The sequence below is a fragment of the Taibaiella chishuiensis genome (assembly GCF_003014535.1).
GTDB lineage: Bacteria > Bacteroidota > Bacteroidia > Chitinophagales > Chitinophagaceae > Taibaiella > Taibaiella chishuiensis.
In genome coordinates this window covers 1-21,845 of the sequence record NZ_PYGD01000006.1, presented here as the reverse complement: position 1 = coordinate 21,845, position 21,845 = coordinate 1, and the positions used below count along the sequence as shown (strand labels likewise).

14 protein-coding genes are annotated in these 21,845 nt (G+C 49.0%); 8 read left to right on the top strand and 6 right to left on the bottom strand.

Translation table 11 applies throughout. From position 1 onward, the window contains the following. Positions 1-91: 91 nt before the first annotated feature. Positions 92-3,028: a DNA polymerase III subunit alpha gene (locus tag B0I18_RS15325; protein ID WP_106523615.1), complete on the bottom strand. Its 2,937-nt coding sequence runs from the start codon at positions 3,026-3,028 to the stop codon at positions 92-94. Then, complete coding sequence (dinB, locus tag B0I18_RS15320; protein ID WP_106523614.1) at positions 3,012-4,226, bottom strand: DNA polymerase IV; 1,215 nt, start codon at positions 4,224-4,226, stop codon at positions 3,012-3,014. Before dinB ends, B0I18_RS15325 begins: the two co-directional genes overlap by 17 nt. 359 nt (positions 4,227-4,585) lie before the next feature. Between dinB and B0I18_RS15315 the strand changes: the two genes are divergently transcribed. The 7 genes from B0I18_RS15315 to B0I18_RS15285 all read left to right on the top strand — a co-directional run bounded on the left by B0I18_RS15315 (position 4,586) and on the right by B0I18_RS15285 (position 16,897). After that, complete coding sequence (locus B0I18_RS15315) at positions 4,586-5,329, top strand: nucleotidyltransferase (RefSeq protein WP_106523613.1); 744 nt, start codon at positions 4,586-4,588, stop codon at positions 5,327-5,329. Between the two features lie 5 nt (positions 5,330-5,334). Beyond that, positions 5,335-6,075 (top strand): metallophosphoesterase family protein, encoded by a 741-nt coding sequence (locus B0I18_RS15310; RefSeq protein ID WP_106523612.1) that lies wholly within the window; start codon positions 5,335-5,337, stop codon positions 6,073-6,075. A 28-nt stretch (positions 6,076-6,103) separates the two neighbouring features. Beyond that, complete coding sequence (locus B0I18_RS15305; RefSeq protein WP_106523861.1) at positions 6,104-7,144, top strand: ligase-associated DNA damage response exonuclease; 1,041 nt, start codon at positions 6,104-6,106, stop codon at positions 7,142-7,144. Beyond that, positions 7,141-8,736: an ATP-dependent DNA ligase gene (locus tag B0I18_RS15300; protein ID WP_106523611.1), complete on the top strand. Its 1,596-nt coding sequence runs from the start codon at positions 7,141-7,143 to the stop codon at positions 8,734-8,736. The genes B0I18_RS15305 and B0I18_RS15300 overlap by 4 nt, the downstream gene beginning before the upstream one ends. Then, a complete protein-coding gene (locus B0I18_RS15295; protein ID WP_106523610.1) occupies positions 8,733-11,156 on the top strand; it encodes a ligase-associated DNA damage response DEXH box helicase in 2,424 nt (807 codons plus the stop codon). Before B0I18_RS15300 ends, B0I18_RS15295 begins: the two co-directional genes overlap by 4 nt. A gap of 27 nt (positions 11,157-11,183) precedes the next feature. Continuing rightward, positions 11,184-11,822, top strand: a complete 639-nt coding sequence (pdeM, locus tag B0I18_RS15290) for a ligase-associated DNA damage response endonuclease PdeM (RefSeq protein ID WP_106523609.1) — start codon at positions 11,184-11,186, stop codon at positions 11,820-11,822. A gap of 269 nt (positions 11,823-12,091) precedes the next feature. Further along, positions 12,092-16,897, top strand: a complete 4,806-nt coding sequence (locus B0I18_RS15285; RefSeq protein WP_106523608.1) for a RecQ family ATP-dependent DNA helicase — start codon at positions 12,092-12,094, stop codon at positions 16,895-16,897. Between the two features lie 232 nt (positions 16,898-17,129). On the opposite strand, the gene B0I18_RS15280 is transcribed toward B0I18_RS15285, so the two are convergent. After that, positions 17,130-19,340, bottom strand: a complete 2,211-nt coding sequence (locus tag B0I18_RS15280; protein WP_106523607.1) for a DNA/RNA helicase domain-containing protein — start codon at positions 19,338-19,340, stop codon at positions 17,130-17,132. Then, positions 19,337-19,666 (bottom strand): nucleotide pyrophosphohydrolase, encoded by a 330-nt coding sequence (locus tag B0I18_RS15275; protein ID WP_106523606.1) that lies wholly within the window; start codon positions 19,664-19,666, stop codon positions 19,337-19,339. Before B0I18_RS15275 ends, B0I18_RS15280 begins: the two co-directional genes overlap by 4 nt. A 212-nt stretch (positions 19,667-19,878) precedes the next feature. Between B0I18_RS15275 and B0I18_RS15270 the strand changes: the two genes are divergently transcribed. Further along, on the top strand, positions 19,879-21,318 hold the full coding sequence (locus B0I18_RS15270; protein ID WP_106523605.1) for a hypothetical protein: 1,440 nt from the start codon (positions 19,879-19,881) through the stop codon (positions 21,316-21,318). Positions 21,319-21,351: 33 nt separating this feature from the next. Here the strand turns inward: B0I18_RS15270 and B0I18_RS25510 are convergent, their stop codons facing one another. Then, complete coding sequence (locus tag B0I18_RS25510; RefSeq protein ID WP_425444929.1) at positions 21,352-21,609, bottom strand: DUF4209 domain-containing protein; 258 nt, start codon at positions 21,607-21,609, stop codon at positions 21,352-21,354. Between the two features lie 41 nt (positions 21,610-21,650). Next, positions 21,651-21,845: hypothetical protein (locus B0I18_RS25225; protein WP_219905987.1), on the bottom strand; the 195-nt coding region annotated here is incomplete at its 5' end.

Sequence of the window (21,845 nt, the reverse complement as noted above, 5' to 3'; positions counted from 1 at the left end):
TCAAATCTATGCCCGGTTGACCGCAGCAGAACCGTTAATCTTTTTATAAACAGTCAGGCAGCAAATGATGTAGAAGCAGGCGGGGCTTGCTTTAGCGCCTGTTCCTGATGCCGGCTTTTTCCATATGGGTTACGTTCAGGCTATAGGTACCGAACTCTTCCATAACGGTACCCGTAATGCGGTAAAAGCCTTCGCCCGAAAGCGGGTACCGGCGGGCTATGGCCGGGAAATGCACGGTGTCCAGCCAGTTGCCTGCGGCATCGATAAAGGTGCCGAAAAACATGCGGTCGTTTTGCCGCGTATAGATATCTTTTTTGGTAACCAGGTAGCCGAGTAGGGTTATGGTATCGCCGGTATTGCCTTCCAACGTGGTCGCCAATGGGTATTTACGGATATCATCGTCTACGTAGTCGAAAGGGTTGCCCAGGGCGAAACCCAGCAATTCCAGTTCATCCATGGCATCGTCCAGCGGGTGATGCTGTAACTCGGGCAGGGTCAGGGTTTCAGGCTGTTCTTCAAACAGGCTGCCGGCTGCCAGCGGTATCTTTTGCGGTCGCCTGCGCTGCAGGAAATTGGCCTCCCAGAGCAGTTCTTTTTTGGATTTGCCGGTAAAACGCAAGGCGCCGATCCGGATCAGGATATTCAGTTGTTCGATACCGGCGCCGGTTCTTTCTATAAAGTCATACAGGTTGATAAAGCTGCCGTATTGATGGCGTTCGTTCTCGATACGCAGGATCAGTGTGTCTTCCAATCCCTGGATATGGATAAAGCCCACATACACCTCTTTATCCCGCAGCGTGGTCAGTTGCCGGCTGTTGTTGACGCAGGGCGCATGGATATGCGCCCCCGTACGTTTCAGCTCCATAAAGTATACGGCCGTGTTGTAGAAGCCGCCGAAGTTATTGATCACGCCCACCATAAATTCCATAGGGAAATAGGTCTTCAGGTACAAGCTCTGGTAGCTTTCGATGGCAAAGCTGGCCGAGTGGGCCTTGGAAAAAGAGAAGCCGGCAAAACTGGCGATCTGCCGCCATACTTCGTTACTTACCGCATCAGGATAACCAGCGGCTTTGCAATTGGCAAAGAACCGGGTTTTGATGGCCTGCATCTCTTTATCGCCGCGGTATTTACCGCTCATGGCCCTGCGCAGGATATCGGCCTGGCCGCGGTCGAGGCCTGCAAACTGGTGTGCTACCTTGATCACGTCCTCCTGGTACACCATAATGCCGAAAGTTTCTTTGAGCAGGGCTTCCATTTTGGGATGCAGGTAGGTTACCTCGTCCTGGTGGTGAAAGTTATATACATATTGCCGCATCATCCCGCTCTGGGCCACCCCCGGCCGTATAATCGAGCTGGCGGCTACCAGGGTAATATAGTTGTCGCAACGCAGCTTTTTAAGCAGTTGCCGCATACCCGGGCTTTCGATATAAAAGCAGCCGATGCTTTCGGCCTCCCGGAGCTTTGTGGCAAGCCGTTTGTCGTTTTTGAATTGCGACACGGCATGGATATCGATGGCTATCCCTTTGTTTTCGCGTACCAGTTGTATACAATCCCGGATATGCCCCAGGCCGCGCTGACTCAGGATATCGAGTTTATAGAGGCCGATGTTTTCTGCCACGTGCATATCGATCTGCGTCGTAGCAAACCCTTTAGGCGGCAGTTCCAGTGCGGTATACCGGCAAAGGGGCGCCTCGCTGATCAGTACGCCGCCGGCATGGATAGAGAGGTGGTTGGGAAAGTCTTTGATCAGCTGGCTGTAGCCGGCGATCAGTTTCTGGTAAGAGTCTTCGGCGTAAGTGGCATAGGGATTGTGTACCAATTGGTCGATCTCGGCTTTGGGCAGGCCAAACACCTTGCCCAGCTCGCGGGTGAGGGCGCTTTGTTGGAAGGTGCTGAACGCGCCCAGCAACGCGACATGATCGGCGCCATAGGTCTCGAACAAATAGCGGATAATCTCGTCGCGGTCGCGCCAGGAAAAATCGATATCAAAGTCGGGTGGGGTGGCCCTTTCGGGGTTAAGGAAACGTTCAAAATAAAGATCGAGTTCGATGGGATCCACGTCGGTGATCTGCAGGCAATAAGCCACGATAGAGTTGGCTCCGCTGCCCCGGCCTACATGGTAGAAGCCGCGATGGCGGGCATGCCGGATCACATCGTAGGTAATGAGGAAGTAGGCATTAAAACCCTGGCTGTCGATAATCTGCAACTCTTTTTCGATCCTGGCCTGCGCTTCTTTATGATCGCTGCCGTAACGTTGTTGCATGCCGTCGAAGGCCAGTTGCCGCAGATAAGCGCGGTCGGCATCTGCGCTGCCTTTAAAGCTGCTTTTGGTTTTGTCTTTCCTGAAATCCATACCGATGCTGCAGCTGTCGGTTACGATACGGGTTTGCAGGATAATGCCGGGGTAGGCCGCAAAGGCCTGCAGCAGCGCATCCGGCGAGCCGAAGGTCTCGTCGGGCGCGGCAAGGGTATCACGGTCCTGCCTGCTGAGCAATATATTTTTATCTACCGCCTGCAGCAACCGGTGTATGTTGTAGCTGGTCTGGTTTTCGAAGGTTACGGGCTGGCGCATCACGAATTTATCGGCATAGGCCTGGTCGCGGTAGCGGTACAGTTTATTCAGTTCTGCAGCGCGAACGCCTATTTTTTCATGCAATTGTAAAACGCCCGGATCGATAGCGCCCAATGGGTAGATCACCCAGTAGTCCTCATCCTGCGGCGGCCTCGCCGGGAAAGGGGTACCGGCCTGCAGGTGCCGGCTGAGGAAGCGGTTCATCGCCAGCAAGCCCTGGTTGTTACGGGCCAGCAGCAGGTAGAGCAGGGTATCGCCGTTGCGGATCTCTATACCGGCTATAGGTTTTATATCCTGCGCTTCGCAAAACTGTACGAAGTCCCAGATATCGGCAGTATTGTTGATATTGGTAAGCGCAAGCGCTTTAATACCCTGCGCTTTGGCAGCAAGCACCAGGTCTTCGGTTTTATAGGTCCCGTAACGGAAGCTGAACTGGGTTTTACAATTTAGATACATGGATGCTGGTTTTTTTTGCTGGCTGATGTTGGCTGTTGCTGCGGCCCGGCGGCGCTTCTACAAAGGCGCTGCCCCTGCAGAGGTATTGCGGGCCAAAACGTTTTTTTATGGTATCCATCGATTGGAACAGGGAGATCATTTCGCTGGTATCGTCAAAAAGGTTGATCTGGTAATTGCCCGGTACCAGCCGGGTAAGTTTGATGCCTACCAGCCTGATCCGTACGCGGCGGTCATATAAACGGTTAAACAGGTCGAGTACCTGTTGCAGGATAATATGGTCTTGTGCGGTATAGGTCACCGTAGCCTGCCGGGTCACCGTATCGAAGTCGGCGTATCTTATTTTTACGGTAATGCAACCGGCCAGCTTCTGTTGTTGCCGCAGTTCAAACCCTGCACGCTCGGCCAGGTAAGTTAACTGGGCCCGAAGGAAAAGCATATCGGTCGTGTCCTGGGGGAATGTGGTTTCGGTACTGATACTCTTTTGTTCGCGGTAGGGAACAATAGGCGTATCGTCGATGCCGTTGGCCCTTTTCCAGAGCTCGGCGCCGTTCTTGCCCATCAGGTTTTCCAGCATCGGTCTTGGTATCTCGCTCAGCACCTTTATGGTTTCCACGCCCATGCTGAACAACAGGTCGGCTGTTTTTTTACCGATCATAGGCATACGGTCTACCCGCAGCGGCGCCAGGTAGGCCTTCTCCGTGCCGGGAGGTACGTACTCCGCGGCTTCTGGCTTTTTCTCATTGGTGGCCACCTTACTCAGCAGTTTGTTGGAGGCAAGCGCATACGAAATGATAAGGCCGGTTTCTTTATAGATCGTTTGCTTGAGTTCGGCGGCGTATTTGCGGCAACCGAAAAAGCGGTCCATGCCGGTCATGTCGATATAAAACTCGTCGATACTACTTTTCTCATACACCGGCACATTCGCTTCGATCACATCGGTAACCAGGTGCGAGAACCGCGCATAACTTTCCATATCGCTGCCTACGATCACAGCTTCGGGACAAAGCCTGCGGGCCAGCTTCATGGGCATGGCCGAGTGCACGCCAAACTTCCGGGTTTCGTAACTCGCTGCCGCCACTACGGCACGGTCGCTGTGCCCGCCAACCAATACGGGTACATGTTTCAACTCCGGGTTTTTAAGCCGCTCCACGTTTACAAAAAAAGCGTCCAGGTCCAGGTGCACAATTTGTCTTTCCATTTGTGAATATAAAAATGACATTAATAATGTCATTTTTATGACACCTAAAGTAGTAATATTCCGGATGCCGCCAAAATCATTTTTTTTGATCTGCAATACCTGCAGGTGGTCGGCAAGCCCGGATATGCATCCTGCCGGCCTGTCTTGCCGGGCATTGCAGGCGCTTAACTGCCTGGCTGTTCTCTTGTTGCACTTTGATATACAGGGTGATTATTTGCATGTGTATTATTTTTCCTGTTTGGGGAAAATGTGTAACAAATGCTGCCGGGGTTCAATTTTACAAGGAGGTAAATCCTGTTTTTGGGGTTTTGTTTTGATCTTTTTGGCCCTGCCGGTGTTACCCTTATACAAGCATCACTATGAATGGAACAGAACAAATACACCATGCCGCAGCATTCTACCAGAAGGTATTGGCTATCCTGGAGGCGTCGGACATCGACTTTATGATCGGTGGCTCGTTTGCCGTATTCGAGTATACCGGCACATTCCGGCAAACCAAGGATATGGACATTTATTGCCGCCCGGTTGACTACCCGGAGATCCTGAAATTATTTGCTGCTCATGGTTACGAAACACAGCTTACGGATGTGCGCTGGCTGGCTAAGGTTTTCGACGCCGAAAAACATTTTATCGATATCATCTTCGATACGGTCAACAATATCTGTAAGGTCGACGATACCTGGTTTGCCAACGGCCGTCGGGCTTCGGTATGCGATATGGAAGTAACCCTGATCGGTCCCGAGGAGCTGTTATGGGGCAAAATGTATGTTATGAACCGGGAGCGTTACGATGGCGCCGATGTAAACCACCTGCTGCTGAAACAGGGCCGGGACCTGGATTGGCGCCGGCTGAGCGAACTGATGGAACCCAACTGGCATTTGCTCCTGTCCAACCTTTTGCTGTTCCAGTTCGTTTATCCTTCCGATTATGCGGATATTATTCCCCGCCCGCTTTTCGACAGGCTTATAGAACGTGCTAAGGAACAGTACGACCTGCCCAGGCCGGTAGAACGCATCTGCCGTGGGCCGCTTATCGATCAAACCCAATACCAGGTGGACATTAAGGAGTGGGACTACAAATCATACACGATAAAAACGGTTTAAAAATCATGGAACAGGAATCAAAAAAAACGCGGATAGCCGCTGTGGGCGACATTCATGTACAGGAGACCGATAAAGGTAAATGGACTGCTTATTTTGAAGAGATATCCAAAGCAGCCGACCTGCTGCTGATCGCGGGCGACCTCACCAATACCGGCGACGAGATGGAAGCAGAGGTATTGCTCGAAGAACTGCGGAGTTGTACCATACCGGTAGTTTGTGTGTTGGGCAATCATGATTATGAAAAGAACCGGCATAAGCTCATCCGCCAGGTATTGCAGCGTAATCCGGCGGTTACCGTACTGGATGGCGAAAGCAAGGTGATCGGTAATATCGGTATTGCAGGCGTAAAAGGTTTTGGCGGCGGCTTCGACAATTATATGTTGTCCATGTTCGGCGAAGGGGCCATGAAGGCCTTTGTACAGGAAGCCGTAGACGAGGCCCTGCACCTGGAACGCGCTTTATCGCGCCTCGACCAGGAACATGAAGGTATCCAGAAGATTGCCTTGTTACATTATTCCCCCACCAGCGAAACGGTAAAGGGCGAACCGGCCGTTATCTATCCCTTCCTGGGTTCTTCGCGGCTGGCCGAACCGCTGATCCGGCACAAGGTGGTAGCCGCTTTTCACGGTCATGCCCATGCAGGGCACCTTTCGGCCAATGTATCCGGTGTACAGGTATTCAATGTGGCCAAACATGTACTGCATAAGGAAGGCGTGCAGGAAGGCTTTTTTATCCTGGAGGTCTGACTTCCTTTTGCTGATCCATTTTCCGTTTATGCTCCGATTCGACGCCAAAGGTATTTATTGCGAACAGGCCGGTCTCTATATCGATCCCTGGCAACCTGTAGATAAAGCGCTTATTACCCACGCCCATGCCGACCATGCGCGTCCGGGCAGTAAGGCCTATCTCTGTCACCACGATTCGGTGGCCATCCTGAAATTAAGGCTGGGCGCCGATATCCGGGTAGAAGGGGTAGGGTACGGCGAGGTATTTACGGTAAATGGTGTACGCATCAGCCTTCACCCCGCAGGACATATCATCGGTTCGGCACAGATCAGGCTGGAGTACAAAGGCGAGGTCTGGGTGGTATCGGGCGACTATAAACTGCAGGCCGATGGTGTTAGCGTTCCCTTCGAACCCTTGCGCTGTCATCATTTCATTACCGAATCCACCTTTGGATTGCCGGTATACAAATTTCCGCAGCCGGCAGCCGTGCATGAAGCTATCAATACCTGGTGGCGCGACAATGCCGCAGCCGGTATCAACTCGGTTATTATCGGTTATGCATTGGGCAAGGCGCAGCGTATCTTAGCCCATCTCGATCCTGATGCCGGTCCGGTGTACACGCATGGCGCCGTAGACAATATCCATACGCTGCTGGCCGCACAGGGATTGGTATTGCCGCCTGCCCGCAGGGTGACGCCCGATATGCAGAAGAAAGATATACAGGGCGCGATGATCATTGCACCGCCTTCGGCTATCGGTACATCCTGGATGAACAGGTTCGCGCCGTTCAGCCTCGGCATATGTAGTGGTTGGATGCAGCTGCGGGGTACAAGACGAAGGCGCTCGGCCGACCGCGGTTTTATCTTATCCGACCATGCCGATTGGGACCAGTTGAACGAAGCTGTAAAGGCCACCGGTGCGGAGCACGTATATGTTACCCATGGCTATAAGCCTGTATACGCCCGCTGGCTGCGCGAAGCCTATGGCCTGGATGCCGCCGAGGTGGAAACCCTTTACGACAGCGGGCAGGAGGATGTAGTGCCCGGCGCAGCCGGACCAGGCGACCAGGATCTAAACCCCGAACTATGAAAGCATTCACCGCCTTATTTACGGCTATAGAACAGACCACCAAGACCAATGCAAAGATCGAAGCACTGGTTCAGTATTTTGCCACGGCGCCGGCCCCCGATGTGTTGTGGTGTATTGCCATCCTTACCGGTAAGACGCCTAAGCGTACCGTAAAAACGGCCGAGCTTAAGGCTTGGGCTGCAGAGCAGGCGGGCCTTCCCTTCTGGCTGTTCGAAGAGTCGTATCATATCGTGGGCGACCTCGCCGAAACGATTACCTTATGCCTGCCTGAACCGCTGGCGACCAGCAATTACAGCCTTACCGACACCATCCAGTTCCTGCATAACCTGGCGGCGTTGTCTGAGGCTGACAAAAAGCAGCAGGTAACCGGCCGCTGGTCGGAACTGCAGGCCACCGAACGCTTCGTATTTAATAAACTGATCACCGGCAATTTCCGTATGGGCGTATCGCGGCAACTGGTCATCAAGGCCCTGGCCCGCTTTTACGACCGGGAAGAGAACGAGATCGCACATCGCCTTATGGGACAATGGCAACCACAGGAAACCACCTTGCCGGCACTGCTTTCCGGCGCCGGCACTACAGACCGCAGTTATCAACCCTATCCCTTTTTCCTGGCTTACCAGCTCGATATGGAGCCGGAGATGTTGGGTAATATTGCCGACTGGCAGGTAGAAGATAAGTTCGATGGTATACGCGGACAGATCATCGTACGCGACGGGCAGTTGTTTGTCTGGAGCCGGGGCGAAGAATTACTGACCGATAAGTTTCCCGAGTTTGCACCACTGGCAGGTTTACTGCCCGATGGTACCGTGCTGGATGGCGAGATCATACCCTGGAGAGACGGGCAGCCGCTGCCTTTTGCCCTGATGCAAACCCGCATCAGTCGCAAGGCAATTACCCGGAAGGCCTTACAGGATGCGCCCCTGGTGATGGTTTGCTACGATTTACTGGAAGAGCACGGAACAGATATACGCAATAAGCCCCTCCGGGAACGCAGGCATGCGCTGGCGGCCCTGTTGCAGCAATTGCCGGAACCTGTACCTTTGATCCTGTCGCCGGAGCTGTTCTGTACCGGTTGGGAAGAAGTACGGCAGGCCAGGTTGGGCTCCAGGAGCCGCAACTGTGAAGGACTGATGCTGAAACGGAAGGATAGTGTCTATGAAACAGGCCGCAGGCGCGGCAATTGGTGGAAGTGGAAGGTCGATCCGTTTACCATAGACGGCGTACTGATCTATGCACAACAAGGGCATGGCCGCAGGGCCAACCTGCTTACCGATTATACCTTTGCCGTATGGGATGGCGATGTGCTGGTACCCTTTACCAAAGCCTATTCGGGGCTTACGGATAAAGAATTACTGGAGGTCGACAACTGGATCAAAAGACATACGCTCGAAAAATTCGGACCGGTGCGTAGTGTGCAGCCGGTGCTGGTTTTCGAGCTGGCCTTCGAAGGCATTAACCTGTCGTCGCGGCATAAGTCGGGCGTGGCGTTGCGTTTCCCACGCATCACCCGCTGGCGGCGCGATAAGCCGGCTTCGGAAGCCAATACCAAACAAGATTTACTGGACCTGATAGCGATGGGTAACCTATGAGCAAAATAGCGGAAGACTGGTTCGAGTTTAAAGGATGGAAACCGTATCCTTTCCAGCGGCAATGCTGGAAAGCCCTGGCAGCGGGCAGTTCGGGACTGCTCAACGCGCCCACGGGTTGCGGTAAGACCTATGCCATATGGTTTGGCGTACTCGAACACTTTCTGCGTCACCGCGCAACCACAAAGAAGAAAGGCCTGCACTGTCTCTGGATCACGCCGCTACGGGCGCTTTCCAAAGAAATACTCTTAGCCACCACACGGGTAAGCGACGACCTGGACCTGCCTTACGAAATAGGATTACGTACGGGCGATACCGCGGCAGCGGAGCGCGCGCGGCAAAAGAGAAAACCACCCGAGGCCCTGGTCACCACACCGGAGAGCGTGCACCTGATGCTGGCGCAGAAAGGTTATGCCGACCAGTTCAAAAACCTGGAATTTGTCGTGATCGACGAATGGCACGAATTAATGGGCAGCAAAAGGGGCGTGCTGGTCGAACTGGCGCTCGCCGTATTAAAACACATCAATCCCGCTTTGAAAATATGGGGCATATCGGCTACCATCGGCAATATTGAAGAAGCCCGCGAAATATTGCTGGGCGCGCAATGGCAGCAATCGGCACTGATCCGCGCTCGGATCGCGAAGAAAACCCTGATCGAGACCATCCTGCCCGATACACTCGATAAATTTCCCTGGGCCGGTCACCTGGGCCTGAAGTTGGCCGGTAAGATATTGCCCATTATCGACCAGAGCAATTCCACTTTATTGTTTACCAATACCCGTTCGCAGGCCGAGATCTGGTACCAGCACCTCTTACAGCTGCAACCCGACCTGGCCGGGCAGATCGCCTTGCACCACGGCTCGCTGGGTGAGGAGATCCGGCAATGGGTAGAAGAAGCCCTGCATCGCGGGGTGTTGAAGGCCGTGGTGTGTACCAGTAGTCTCGATCTCGGCGTCGACTTCCGGCCGGTAGATACCGTCATCCAGGTGGGCTCGCCCAAGGGCGTGGCGCGCTTCCTGCAACGGGCGGGCCGTAGCGGGCATCATCCCGGCGCTACCAGCCGCATTTATTTCCTGCCCACGCATTCGCTCGAAATACTGGAAGGTGCAGCCCTGCGTTATGCGGCTAAGGAAGGCAAGATCGAAAGCCGCATTCCTTATATCCGCTCCTTCGACGTTTTGATCCAGTTCCTGGTTACCCTGGCGGTATCCGATGGCTTTAAGGCCGAACCGGTATATGAACTGATCCGGCAAACCTATTGCTACCGGTCGGTAACCCGCGCGGAGTTTGATGCCTGTATCCTGATGATCATACAGGGTGGGCGTATGCTGGAGGCCTACGACGAATTTCATAAAGTGGTGCTGGAAGACGGCCTCTACAAGGTTACCGACAAAAGGATCGCCTTAAGACACCGGCTGAGTATTGGCGCTATCGTTAATGATGTGATGATGCAGGTAAAAATGTTGGGTGGTAAATATATCGGCAGTGTAGAAGAATCTTTTATTTCCCGTCTTAAACCCGGCGATCATTTCTGGTTTGCCGGCCGTAACCTGGAATTGGTTATGGTAAAGCATTTACAGGCCATCGTGCGCAGTTCTAATAAAAAGAAGGGGATTGTACCTTCCTGGATGGGCGGCCGTTTGCCGCTGTCCTCTTACCTTACTGAAGCGCTGCGGCATAAGCTGCAGGAGGCCAGGATGGGTAAACGCGAGCGCGAAATCGACTTCCTGCAGCCCTTATTTGCCGAGCAGGAAAAACGTTCCTATATGCCGGCCGAAAACGAGTTACTGCTCGAAAAGATACAGACCAAAGAGGGGTGCCATTTATTCGTATATCCCTTCGAAGGTAAATTTGTACATGAAGGGATGGCCGCCATTATAGCCTACCGGCTGGGCAAGATCAGACCTTTCAGTTTTTCGATCGCCATGAACGATTATGGTTTTGAATTGCTGAGCGACCAGGATATACCCCTGGATGCCGCACTGGTACAGGATTTGTTTAATACCACCGAACTCAGCGCAGATATAACGGCGAGTATTAATACCACCGAGATGGCCCGTAAAAAATTCAGGGATATTGCCGGTATTGCCGGCCTGGTGTTCCAGGGTTACCCGGGCAGGCAGGTCAAGACGCGCCACCTGCAGGCCAATTCGGGACTCTTCTTCAAAGTATTCGAAGATTATGATGCAGACAACCTGCTGCTCAGGCAGGCCTATGAAGAAGTGTTTGATTTCCAGTTGGAAATTGTGCGTATGCGGGCCGCTTTTACCCGCATCAGCACGCATCGTATCGTTATCCGCGAACCGGGTACGCTTACTCCTTTTGCCTTTCCTATCTTTGCAGAAGTGTTCCGCGAAAAATTCAGCAACGAAAGCCTGGAAGACCGGATGAACAAGATAAAAGCGCAGCTGGAAAAATTATAGTCCCAGCCGATTACCAAGGAGTCAGATATGGAAATTACCCTAGCCGGAACGATCATACAGTTATTACCGCAAAAAGCCCTGTTCCTGCCAGAGCACAGCCTGCTGGTGCTGGGCGATCTGCACCTGGGTAAGGCCATGCATTTCCGTAAAGCCGGTATATTTATGCCTGCGGCCAGTGCGGCCGACGATTATACGATGCTGCACCGGCTATTCCAGACCTACCAGCCGCGCCAGGTCTTCTTCCTGGGCGATCTTTTTCATAGCCTGCATAACTCCGAATGGCAACAGTTCGGGCAGCTGCTGGATCAATACCCGGGTATCAGTTTTACCCTCATCCGCGGCAATCATGATATACTTAAAGACAGCGAGTACCGGCAGATCGGGCTGCAGGTGGTCGAAGGTGCACTCCGGCTCGGTGATCTTATTTTTGCCCATGAGCCTATGACCGAAATACCGGAGGGCGCCATCAATATTGCGGGCCATATCCATCCGGGCTGTGTGTTGCGCGGGCTGGGCCGTCAAAGCCTTACCCTGCCTTGCTTCTACCTGAGCGGTCAGACTTTTTTACTCCCGGCATTCGGTCGCCTCACCGGTTTACACGTGCTGTCCCGCGATCGTGCGACATCGGTATTTGCCGTATTGCCGGAAAGGGTAGTGGCGGTGTGATGGCTACCTCGGGGTTTATCGTAATTTGTTTTTTAACCTGCATGGCAAGGGCTGCCCGGTATGCAGCTGAAGAAGCTTTAATCCTCTTAAAAACTTGCATAGGGAAAGATTGCTTTTGCTTGCCAAAAGTAGTGTTTATTCCTGCTAGCCCCGGCTTCACAATGACGTGAAGAGATACTGCGAGGTAAAAGGGGACTTTGTGAAATAGCAAACATTTTTATATGGAATGATTTGTTTATTTTAGTGGTGCTTACCAATTCGCCCTGTAAATGATTGCTATTGCCTTTTTCGATATTGAAGTAAGCGCTACAGGTAAGCAATTGCTCGATATCGGTTGTGTTTTATCAGACGATTCGGCTTTCCATAAAAACCAATCGCAGGAATTTGCACAGTTTGTAGCGCAATGTGATTTCATTTGCGGGCACAACATTGTAGCGCACGATCTGACCTATCTGCAAAAACACTTCGGTAATATCGAATGGGGCAATCACAAGGCAATAGACACCTTGCTTTTATCTCCTTTACTATTTCCGAAGCAGCCTTATCACCGCCTGCTTAAAGACGACAAGGTGCAAACCGACGAGTTGAACAATCCTTTAAATGATGCTCGTAAAGCGCGGGACCTGTTTTATGACGAGGTGGCGGCATTCCAGGCGCTGGATAAGGAGTTTAAGGCCATTCTATACGGGCTTTTGTACGATCAAAAAGGCTTTGGCAATTTCTTCAGGTACCTTAATTACACCGGCCCTGCAAGCAAGGCGCAGTTGGAAACTATCATCAGCACGCGATTTCAGGATACCATCTGCAACAACAGCGATCTCGCTTCATTTATAGCAACAACCCCGGTGGCTTTGGCTTATACGTTGGCATTGCTGAATTGCGATGACCGTTTTTCCATAACGCCGGCCTGGGTCCTGAAAAACTACCCCGATGTGGAACGTTTGCTCTTCCTGATGCGTAATAATCCCTGTGTAACCGGCTGTAGTTATTGCAGGTTGGCGCTCGACCCTGTACGTGCCCTGCAAAAACATTTTGATTTCCCGGGTTTCCGCAAGTATGGCGATCAGCCCTTGCAGGAAGATGCCGTTAGGGCTGCTATCCATGGAGCATCTATTCTGGCTGTATTTCCTACCGGGGGCGGCAAGTCCATTACCTTCCAGGTGCCAGCTTTAATGAGCGGCGAAAATGCAAAAGCCCTTACCGTAGTGATCGCGCCCTTACAGTCGTTGATGAAAGACCAGGTCGATAACCTGGAAAAGAAAGGTATTACCGAAGCGGTTACCATTAATGGCTTGCTGGATCCCATAGAGCGGGGCAAAGCCGTCGAAAGGATCGAAAGCGGATTGGCCAGCCTGTTATATATTTCACCGGAATCGCTCCGTTCTGTTACCATCGAGCGATTGCTGCTCAAAAGAAAGATAGCCCGGTTCGTGATCGATGAGGCGCACTGCTTTTCTTCCTGGGGACAGGATTTCAGGGTAGATTACTTATACATCGGCGACTTTATCAAAAATCTGCAGCAACAGAAAGGCCTGGACTATACTATTCCTGTTTCCTGTTTTACGGCTACTGCCAAGCAAAAAGTAATAGAAGATATCAGGTCGTATTTCAGGGAAAAGTTGCAGCTGGATCTAAAGGTGTTCCGGGCCGATGCCGCCAGGACCAATTTGCACTACCAGGTATATCGTAAAGACAACGAAGAAGAAAAATATAACCAGCTACGCAGTATCATCGAAGAAAAGGATTGTCCTACGATCGTATATGTGTCGCGTACAAAACGGGCGTATAAGCTGGCGGAAAGGCTGGCCGGCGATGGTTTGGTGGCCAGACCTTATCATGGTAAAATGGATAAGGAGGAAAAATCGGGCAACCAGGATGCCTTTATGTCCGGCGAAGTCAACATTATGGTGGCTACTTCGGCATTTGGTATGGGCGTAGATAAAAGCGATGTGGGCGCGGTAATACACTACGACATCTCCGATTCGTTGGAGAACTATGTACAGGAAGCCGGCAGAGCCGGTCGTGATGAGCGTATTCATGCCGATTGTTTTGTACTCTTTAATGAAGAGGACCTCGACAAACACTTCATTTTACTCAACCAGACCAAGATCAGCAGCAAAGAGATCAACCAGGTATGGAAAGCCATAAAGGATCTGACAAGAACAAGAGACCGGGCTTCCAGTTCGGCGCTGGAGATAGCCAGGAAGGCCGGTTGGGACGATAGCATCAATGAAACTGAAACCCGGGTAACTACTGCCATTGCCGCCCTCGAAGATGCCGGCTATTTAAAACGGGCGCAAAACACGCCCCGTGTTTTCGCTACGAGTATTCTCAGCAAAAATGCGCAGGAGGCTATTGACAAGATCAATGTATCAGGGAGTTTTTCCGATATACAGAAAGAACAGGCAGTACGGATCATTAAAAAACTGTTTTCCAGCAAAAGCAAAAGGCTTTCCACCGACGAAGCAGCCGAATCCCGGATCGACTATATGTCCGATCAGTTAGGCATTGCAAAAGAGCAGGTGATCCGGGTGATAGAATTGATGCGGGAAGAAAAAATACTGGCCCATACCAAAGATCTGACCGCCTTTATCAGGAAGACAGAATCTGCCGCTAAATCATCAGCCATCTTCGATAGCTTTAGACAACAGGAGGTGCTTTTATTGACGTACTTACAGGATGGAGAAGCTGCTTATCATTTAAAAGAGATTATCGAGCTGTTTCTTCAGGCCGGCATCAAAGACGCTTCGCTTAACCAGTTGAAGACGATTCTTAATTTCTGGGCAATTAAGAACTGGATCAGGCGCCGCAATTTGAAGCATTCCGGGAATCATGTACAGATCGGCTTATTGACTGATAAAACGGCCTTAAAGGAAAAGCAGGAAAAACGGCATTTGTGCTCGAAGCTGATTACCGGCTACCTGCACCGGAAGGTTGCGGCATTGCCGGCCACGGATCAACAACAGGAAGAGGTATTGATAGAGTTCTCGGTACAGGAGTTGAAAGAAATGATCGAAAAGGAGCAGGGCATGTTTTCGCTACAAGCCACTATCGACGACGTGGAGGATAGCCTGTTTTACCTTTCGCGCATAGCGGCTATAAAAATTGAAGGCGGCTTCCTGGTTGTACACAATAGGCTCACGATCGAGCGTATCGAAAAGAACAACCGTATACAATACAAAGAAAGCGATTATGAAAAGCTGAAACAGTTTTACCAGCAGAAAGTACAGCAGATCCATATTGTAGGGGAGTATGCCAAGAAAATGATCCGCAACTACAAAGAAGCCCTGCAGTTCGTAGACGACTATTTCAGGTTGAACTATTCTTCCTTCTTATCAAAATACTTTCCGGGCAGCCGCCAGGATGAGATCCAGCGCACCTTAACGCCCGAAAAGTTCAGGAAATTATTTGGCGCCCTGTCAACGGCTCAATTGCAGATTATTAATGACTCTGCCAGCCAGTACCTGGTGGTAGCCGCCGGGCCAGGGAGCGGTAAAACGAGGCTATTGGTACATAAGCTGGCTTCACTACTCATGGCAGAAGATGTAAAACACGAGCAAATGCTGATGCTCACTTTTTCCCGGGCTGCAGCCACTGAGTTTAAAAAACGCCTGCTGGAACTAATTGGCAATGCGGCCCATTATATCGAGATCAAGACCTTTCATGCTTATTGCTTCGATGTGCTAGGCAAGGTAGGTAGCCTGGGTGAATCCGGAAATATCATCCATACAGCGGTAGAGAAAATACGGGCTGGCGAAATAGAGACTTTCAGAATTACTAAATCTGTATTAGTAGTAGATGAAGCCCAGGACATGAACCAGGATGAGTATGCGCTGGTACAGGCCCTGATGCAGCAGAACGAAGAAATGCGGGTCATACTGGTGGGTGATGACGACCAGAACATCTACGGATTCCGCGGCGCCAACGGCGCCTATATGCAACGCCTCATTACCGGTAATGGCGCTGTTAAATACGAACTAACTGAGAACTACCGGAGCAAAGACAATATTGTATCGCTGGCGAACCAATGGGCCGGCACCATAGGGCCGCGGCTGAAAACGGAGCCCGGCTTTGCCAGCCAGCGGCAAAATGGTCTTGTCCAGATAACACAGTACGCTCATAGTAATATCATCGTTCCACTTGCCCGTAGGATAGGTGAGGCTGCATTATCGGGATCTACCTGCGTGCTTACCAAAACAAATGAGGAGGCCCTGTTGCTCTCTGGTCTGCTTTTGCAGCAAGGTCTGCGGGCAAAGCTGGTTCAGTCCAACGATGGGTTTATCCTTAGTAACCTGTACGAGCTTCGCTATTTTTCGGATATAATCGATGGCAACACCGGTAGTCCTTCGATAACGGATGAAGACTGGGCCGACGCCAAACGTCGCTTAAAGGCGCATATCCATACCAGCGCCCAGAAAGACCTGGCTTATGCCGCCATCAAAGCTTTTGAAGAAGTGAATACCGTTAAAAAATATAAAAGCGACTGGAAGGCTTTCTTGTTCGAATCCAAGGTCGAGGATTTCCTGGACATCAATACCGATGTGGTATATGTGTCTACCATTCATAAAGCCAAGGGCAAGGAGTTTGATAACGTGTACCTTTTGCTGCAGCATTTTACACCGGCTACCGACGAGGACAAGCGGCAGTTTTACGTAGCCATTACCCGGGCTAAATCCAATTTGTCTATACACTATCATGGCCGCTATCTTCAGTCCTTTGCTGTAGATGGACTGGTCTTCAATGACGATCAGACCCCGTATCCCGAACCGCAGCAAATAACCCTGCACCTCACCCACCGCGATGTACAACTGGGCTATTTTGAATATGTACAACACCGGATCGACCCGCTTTTCAGCGGTGCATCCTTAAAGCCGGCAGCTGATGGATTGGAAAATTTAAATGGCGAGCTCATTCTTAAATACTCCCAAAGCTTTAAGACCGCATTGGAGGAGCGCTACCATGGCGGTTTCAGCATTACCGCAGCCAAGGTGAACTTCATAGTGTATTGGAAAGACGAGGCCAAACAAAAAGAATCGAAGATCGTATTGCCGTCGCTGGTGTTGAAAAAAAATTAAGGACTGTTTTTATGGTATGGGTGTCTCCACGGTGTAGGGCCGATGGGCAAATGCAGCGCTGGTGTAATTTGTAGCCTAGCGTCCATAATAACTGTCCTATTTCAAAACCTAAACCGGGGCCGGGCTATCCGCTATATCTTATGCTTCACACAACCCGTACCGAGCCTGTCGAAGGTCTTCAAAAAAGGATGTCGCTGCGAAGCCCAACACAGGGGGAATACCATTAACGGCACTACAATACCTGCTCAAAAATACCAACCACTTTCAAAGACAGTAATGCATCTTCCGACAACTCAATATCCCTATAGCTATGGTCATCTGACAAAGGCTTTAGAGTGATGGATTCATGTCGCCAGCCTTCTTCTGTAGTTTGCTTGCTGCTATGATATTCCTTCATCGTGTAGCCCGAGCCAAAATCCGCATCCTGTATGTCCGTGCTTTGCACTAATACGATCTTTCCTTCCCGGCTACCGCCGGTATCGCGCCGGAATAGACAATAGGAACCGTTTTTGATTATCTTATTCATTGATTCGCCTACTACCTTGCACACAAAATGATTATCTATATCTTTTATGTCATTGGGTAGCTCTATCCATTGCTGCTGTTCCGGTAGTTGGTTATCGCTGAAGCTACCGGCAGCGGCCATTATATTTAATAAGGCTACAGCACGACTATTGTCAAGCGCCTCTTCCGCCGATAATATTCTGAATGCAGGTGTTGCAGCAGTCTTTGCGCCAAAGGTGGGTATATGTTTTTTCAGGTAGTCGCGTAATGCAGCATCACAGGCATATACGAATGTACCGCGGATACCACGATACATCATATTCTTGTAGATGTTAATGACATAGTCTTTTAGTTGCTTGTCATCCACTCCCTGTTTACCGTATTTATCATAGTACTGATCAGGGTCAACTTCGATACATTGTTTAGCGTGGTTATAGCTGATCTCAGGCCCGAATATGACGGCACCATAATTTAGATCATAGCCCATCGTTGTATGAATACAACCAATCTCGTTTACAGCCGTAAGCGAATTGATCCAGTCACGACTTACCTGGTTCCATTGAAAATGAATGCCTTCAATCTCTATGTCCATTGCCTTCTTATCTTTCTTGGAAGACCAGGGCCAGGAGTAGCCTGCGATCATACGACATAAGCCATATTTCCGCTCTCTTTCTTGTAGCACATGCTGCATATCAATAATTGAATCGAACACTTTCAATTCATATTCGTCTACTTCAAAGTGTTCGGTTGTTTCCCGCTTCAGGCGCAGCAGTTCATCTACAAAAGTAATGTAGTCAGCACCGCCCATTACCCGCATCTGCGAACGGAGCTTTAGCTTTAGTGTCGCCTTATTCTTTAACAGATCTAGAAAACGGCTTTCATCTATATCCGAAGGACGTACTTCCTGGTCGCGGTCATAAAAGAATATCTGGTTCTTGCTATTGCTTGATATCCAATCCAGCTCAGTTCCTGTATTGTCAAGCCCCAGTTTTTCATTGTTCTTTTTGAATGCGCCCATCCAGCTAATATTCTTGTATTGCCGTAAGCGGTGTGCTTCGTCTACAATCAGCAGGTCGTATTTCGGACCTTTAAAGGTATCGGAGGGACTAATGACCATGCCCGCATTTAAGTTGGGCATCTTGCTGAATACATCCTTTAGCGTGGCGCGCAGCGAATCCATCGCAATCACTAACGCGATCCGGGCATTGGGGTATTGTTGTTGAAATCGCCTGATGTAGCGTATTTCCCGCAAAGTACCATTGCTGCTATCCAGCTCTTCCTCGTTGTCAGACAGGTCGATATCCGATTTCAGCAGCTTCATCAGGTAAGTAGCCAGTATGGTTTTGCCCGTACCTGCGCTTCCGCTTACAAATATCCTGTTGGACTGTTTAGTGGTAAGGCCGTCCAGCATTTCCAGCAATGATCTGTATTGATCTTCGTTTAGCGATTTGTAAGGAGAGTATTTAAATATCTGTGAGTTTTCAATATCCGTCAGGGAGCGGCGTACTACCTGCCGTTCTATCAACTGTTCCCATATCCGGCTAAATACTTCGCGGTATATTTTGCGCTCGTAATAATTATGCGTTTTTAGTCCATAGTTGCCATTCATCAAGTCATAGCTTCCTTCGGCCGACATATAGCGGATAAGAGTCGACTCTATATCAAGTGTAGCTGATTTATTAAACCAGTCGCTACCAATCAGTAGTACCTGGTCCAGAACCGCTTTCTTCTTATTGGCAAGGTGGCTGGCGATGCGTGTTATAGCATGGGTAGATTCACCAATATAGCATTTCTTTTTTTGCCCTTTGCTATCTATAAAATACACAAGCGGCCATTGGTTTATGGCCCAGCGGTTTTGTTTTATTTGCTCAAGCCCCTCCTTGCTGAAAGAGTAAGGCTCCGATATATCTATTAATACTTCAGGGAAGACTGTGCTCATAGTTCATCATACTTCTTAGCCGTTCCTTTGGCTTTATCAACCGGATATTTTTCTCCATTCTTCTTAATTTTATCCTGTACAATCTGCTTTACATCCAGCTTGTATTTATCAGCCAGCAGCAGCGCAAAGGATAAAATATCTGCCAGCTCCTCCTTTACCTTTTCCACATTAGCCTCTTCGGCATGTTTCCACAGGTACAGCTCCAGCAACTCGCCCGCTTCAATGTTAATGGCTAGTGCCAGGTCTTTAGGATTATGAAATTGATTCCAGTCTCTTTCATTACGGAAAGCGGTAAGATCACGAATAAGTTCTTGAATATCAGTCATGGTTGGTGATTGAGGTTCAAATTTAAGACAAATAAATTTGTTACTAATGGGATGGCCTGTGGGCTACCGCTACTATCCCTCACGCGGGGGAATGCATTGCATCATTTATAAGTCTTTCAATATAACAATAGGCTGGAATCATTTTTGTATTTTTGAGTATATATCATCCAAAAGTCTGATGATTCATAACGTACTGTCAAACTGAGAAAACAATGATTCGTATATATCTTGATTGGAACGTAGTTAGCAACTTGAAAAGGCCGGAATTTAAGGAACTCAACGACTTTATTGCCGAACATAAAGAAAAGCTACTATTTCCCTATTCTCCGGCGCACTTTAAAGACCTGATGAAAAGCTACTCACCAGAGAACGTTTACTTCAATATGGATTTAGAAAAGCTGGATTATTTATCTGGCAAACACCTAATTCGCTGGGGGAAAGAAAACATTGAACCATTATTTGGAACACCTCAGGAATATTTTGAAGGTGAAAAAGAAAACGAAGTGACTAACGTTTTAGCAGATTTTGATTTTGAAAAAATGTTCTCACAGTTGGATGAAGATACACAGGAGTTGGGACTTGGAAATATGGGGCAACTAATAAAAACACTTTTCGAACTGCAACCGACAGGTATAGAAGTAACAGAAGAAAACAAGGAAATGCTTTCAAAAATGTTCCCCAATTTGAATAGCAACTCTACTATGTGGGACTTCATGAAAGACTTTGGCCCTTTCATGAATAACCTCCTTAATAATGGCAATTACTATAAAGACTTCCGGAAATCTTTGGGAGAATACGGCTTCAAATTAGAAGCAAACTCAGGCAATTGGGATGCCGACCAGGTGTTAAAAAACATTGATGATTTTCTCCTATCCAAGAATATTAAAATGACGTTCTTGGAATATGTTGAAACAGCCCTCAAAAACCAGAAAGAATCATACACCTATTACGACTTTTATACAACGGCGTATTTGATGCTTGATATAATGGGATATAAAGCTGACGGACTTCCTAAACCCACTGATAACATGCAAAACATTCAAGCCGATGGCGAACATTCTTTTTATGGTGGCCATTGCGATTACTTTGTCGCTATTGATAAGAAGCTACGCACAAAAAGTAAGGTATTATACAACGAGTTTAATTTGCCTGTTCCGATATTAACTCCCGAAGAGTTTCTGCAGCAGATTAAGCAAGTAATTCACGTCAGAACAACGCCAGATAATTTTATAAGTGAAGCGTTTAGCTTTTTCAAGAAGGAGTATATTGAGGAAACGTTTCCTGCATCTGAAGAAAATAATTTTGTGACCTATGTGGCTAAACTACCGGTTTTCTATTTCGACTTTTTCAATTATGGAGTTTATCAGTATTATGAAGAGGAGAAGTGTGTGATGATCGTTTTTAAAAGGACATTTAAAAACTACTCACGATTTATTTATTATACCGAAACCGAAAAGCTTGTTGAGGAAGTATGCACGTTCTTCGGCGGCAGTTATACCAAAGAGGATATTGAAACTAAGAAGAAAGAATTTGCTTATGCAGAGGCTCCCGTTCAGCTTTCATGGCAATTTAATAACGGCTTAATCAAACTCGAAAAGGACGAAGAAACAGGCAGGCCAATTCTTCTCTACCTGATTAAGGCTGAGAGTTAGTATCGCTTTTCATCAAGTATTTTATTCTATTTTTTATGTTTCGGATATTTTGAAATAGTTAGAAGTTTGTTTTATCATTTTTAAAACAAGCCACCATAAATAGACACCGTAGTAATCTATCTCGAATGGTGACATTAATCCGTGACATATGCGGTTTCTAAAATTGGTGCTATTGCCATCTACTAAAAAGCTATTTAGCTCCAATAGCAGATCTCTGTCACAAATACCGTCAAGCATTTTTCCGTTCTCTTCTGTGCCTAATATGCTGCCTAAAGTATTGTCATTTTGAATGTCTTCAGCAAGTTTGATAGTGTTTCTGCCACTTAGTTCTACTATATAGCCGATTTTTTTGGGAATTTCCTTTCATTCGGATCATCCAGGAGCGGGCGCCGCGTGAAGGATAGCAGCGTAAAGCCCACAGCCGCGAGGAACTGTAAGCTTCCCTTAAAACCGTAGTGTTTAAAAGTAGATAAAAACACTAACTTTAAAGTTGAAGCAATGAAAAAGTCAAAATTCACAGAAAGCCA

Coding starts and splice junctions, on each gene's coding strand:
- B0I18_RS15325 (WP_106523615.1), bottom strand. CDS start 3,028: ATGTATCTAAATTGTAAAACCCAGTTCAGCTTCCGTTACGGGACCTAT.
- dinB (WP_106523614.1), bottom strand. CDS start 4,226: ATGGAAAGACAAATTGTGCACCTGGACCTGGACGCTTTTTTTGTAAAC.
- B0I18_RS15315 (WP_106523613.1), top strand. CDS start 4,586: ATGAATGGAACAGAACAAATACACCATGCCGCAGCATTCTACCAGAAG.
- B0I18_RS15310 (WP_106523612.1), top strand. CDS start 5,335: ATGGAACAGGAATCAAAAAAAACGCGGATAGCCGCTGTGGGCGACATT.
- B0I18_RS15305 (WP_106523861.1), top strand. CDS start 6,104: ATGCTCCGATTCGACGCCAAAGGTATTTATTGCGAACAGGCCGGTCTC.
- B0I18_RS15300 (WP_106523611.1), top strand. CDS start 7,141: ATGAAAGCATTCACCGCCTTATTTACGGCTATAGAACAGACCACCAAG.
- B0I18_RS15295 (WP_106523610.1), top strand. CDS start 8,733: ATGAGCAAAATAGCGGAAGACTGGTTCGAGTTTAAAGGATGGAAACCG.
- pdeM (WP_106523609.1), top strand. CDS start 11,184: ATGGAAATTACCCTAGCCGGAACGATCATACAGTTATTACCGCAAAAA.
- B0I18_RS15285 (WP_106523608.1), top strand. CDS start 12,092: ATGATTGCTATTGCCTTTTTCGATATTGAAGTAAGCGCTACAGGTAAG.
- B0I18_RS15280 (WP_106523607.1), bottom strand. CDS start 19,340: ATGAGCACAGTCTTCCCTGAAGTATTAATAGATATATCGGAGCCTTAC.
- B0I18_RS15275 (WP_106523606.1), bottom strand. CDS start 19,666: ATGACTGATATTCAAGAACTTATTCGTGATCTTACCGCTTTCCGTAAT.
- B0I18_RS15270 (WP_106523605.1), top strand. CDS start 19,879: ATGATTCGTATATATCTTGATTGGAACGTAGTTAGCAACTTGAAAAGG.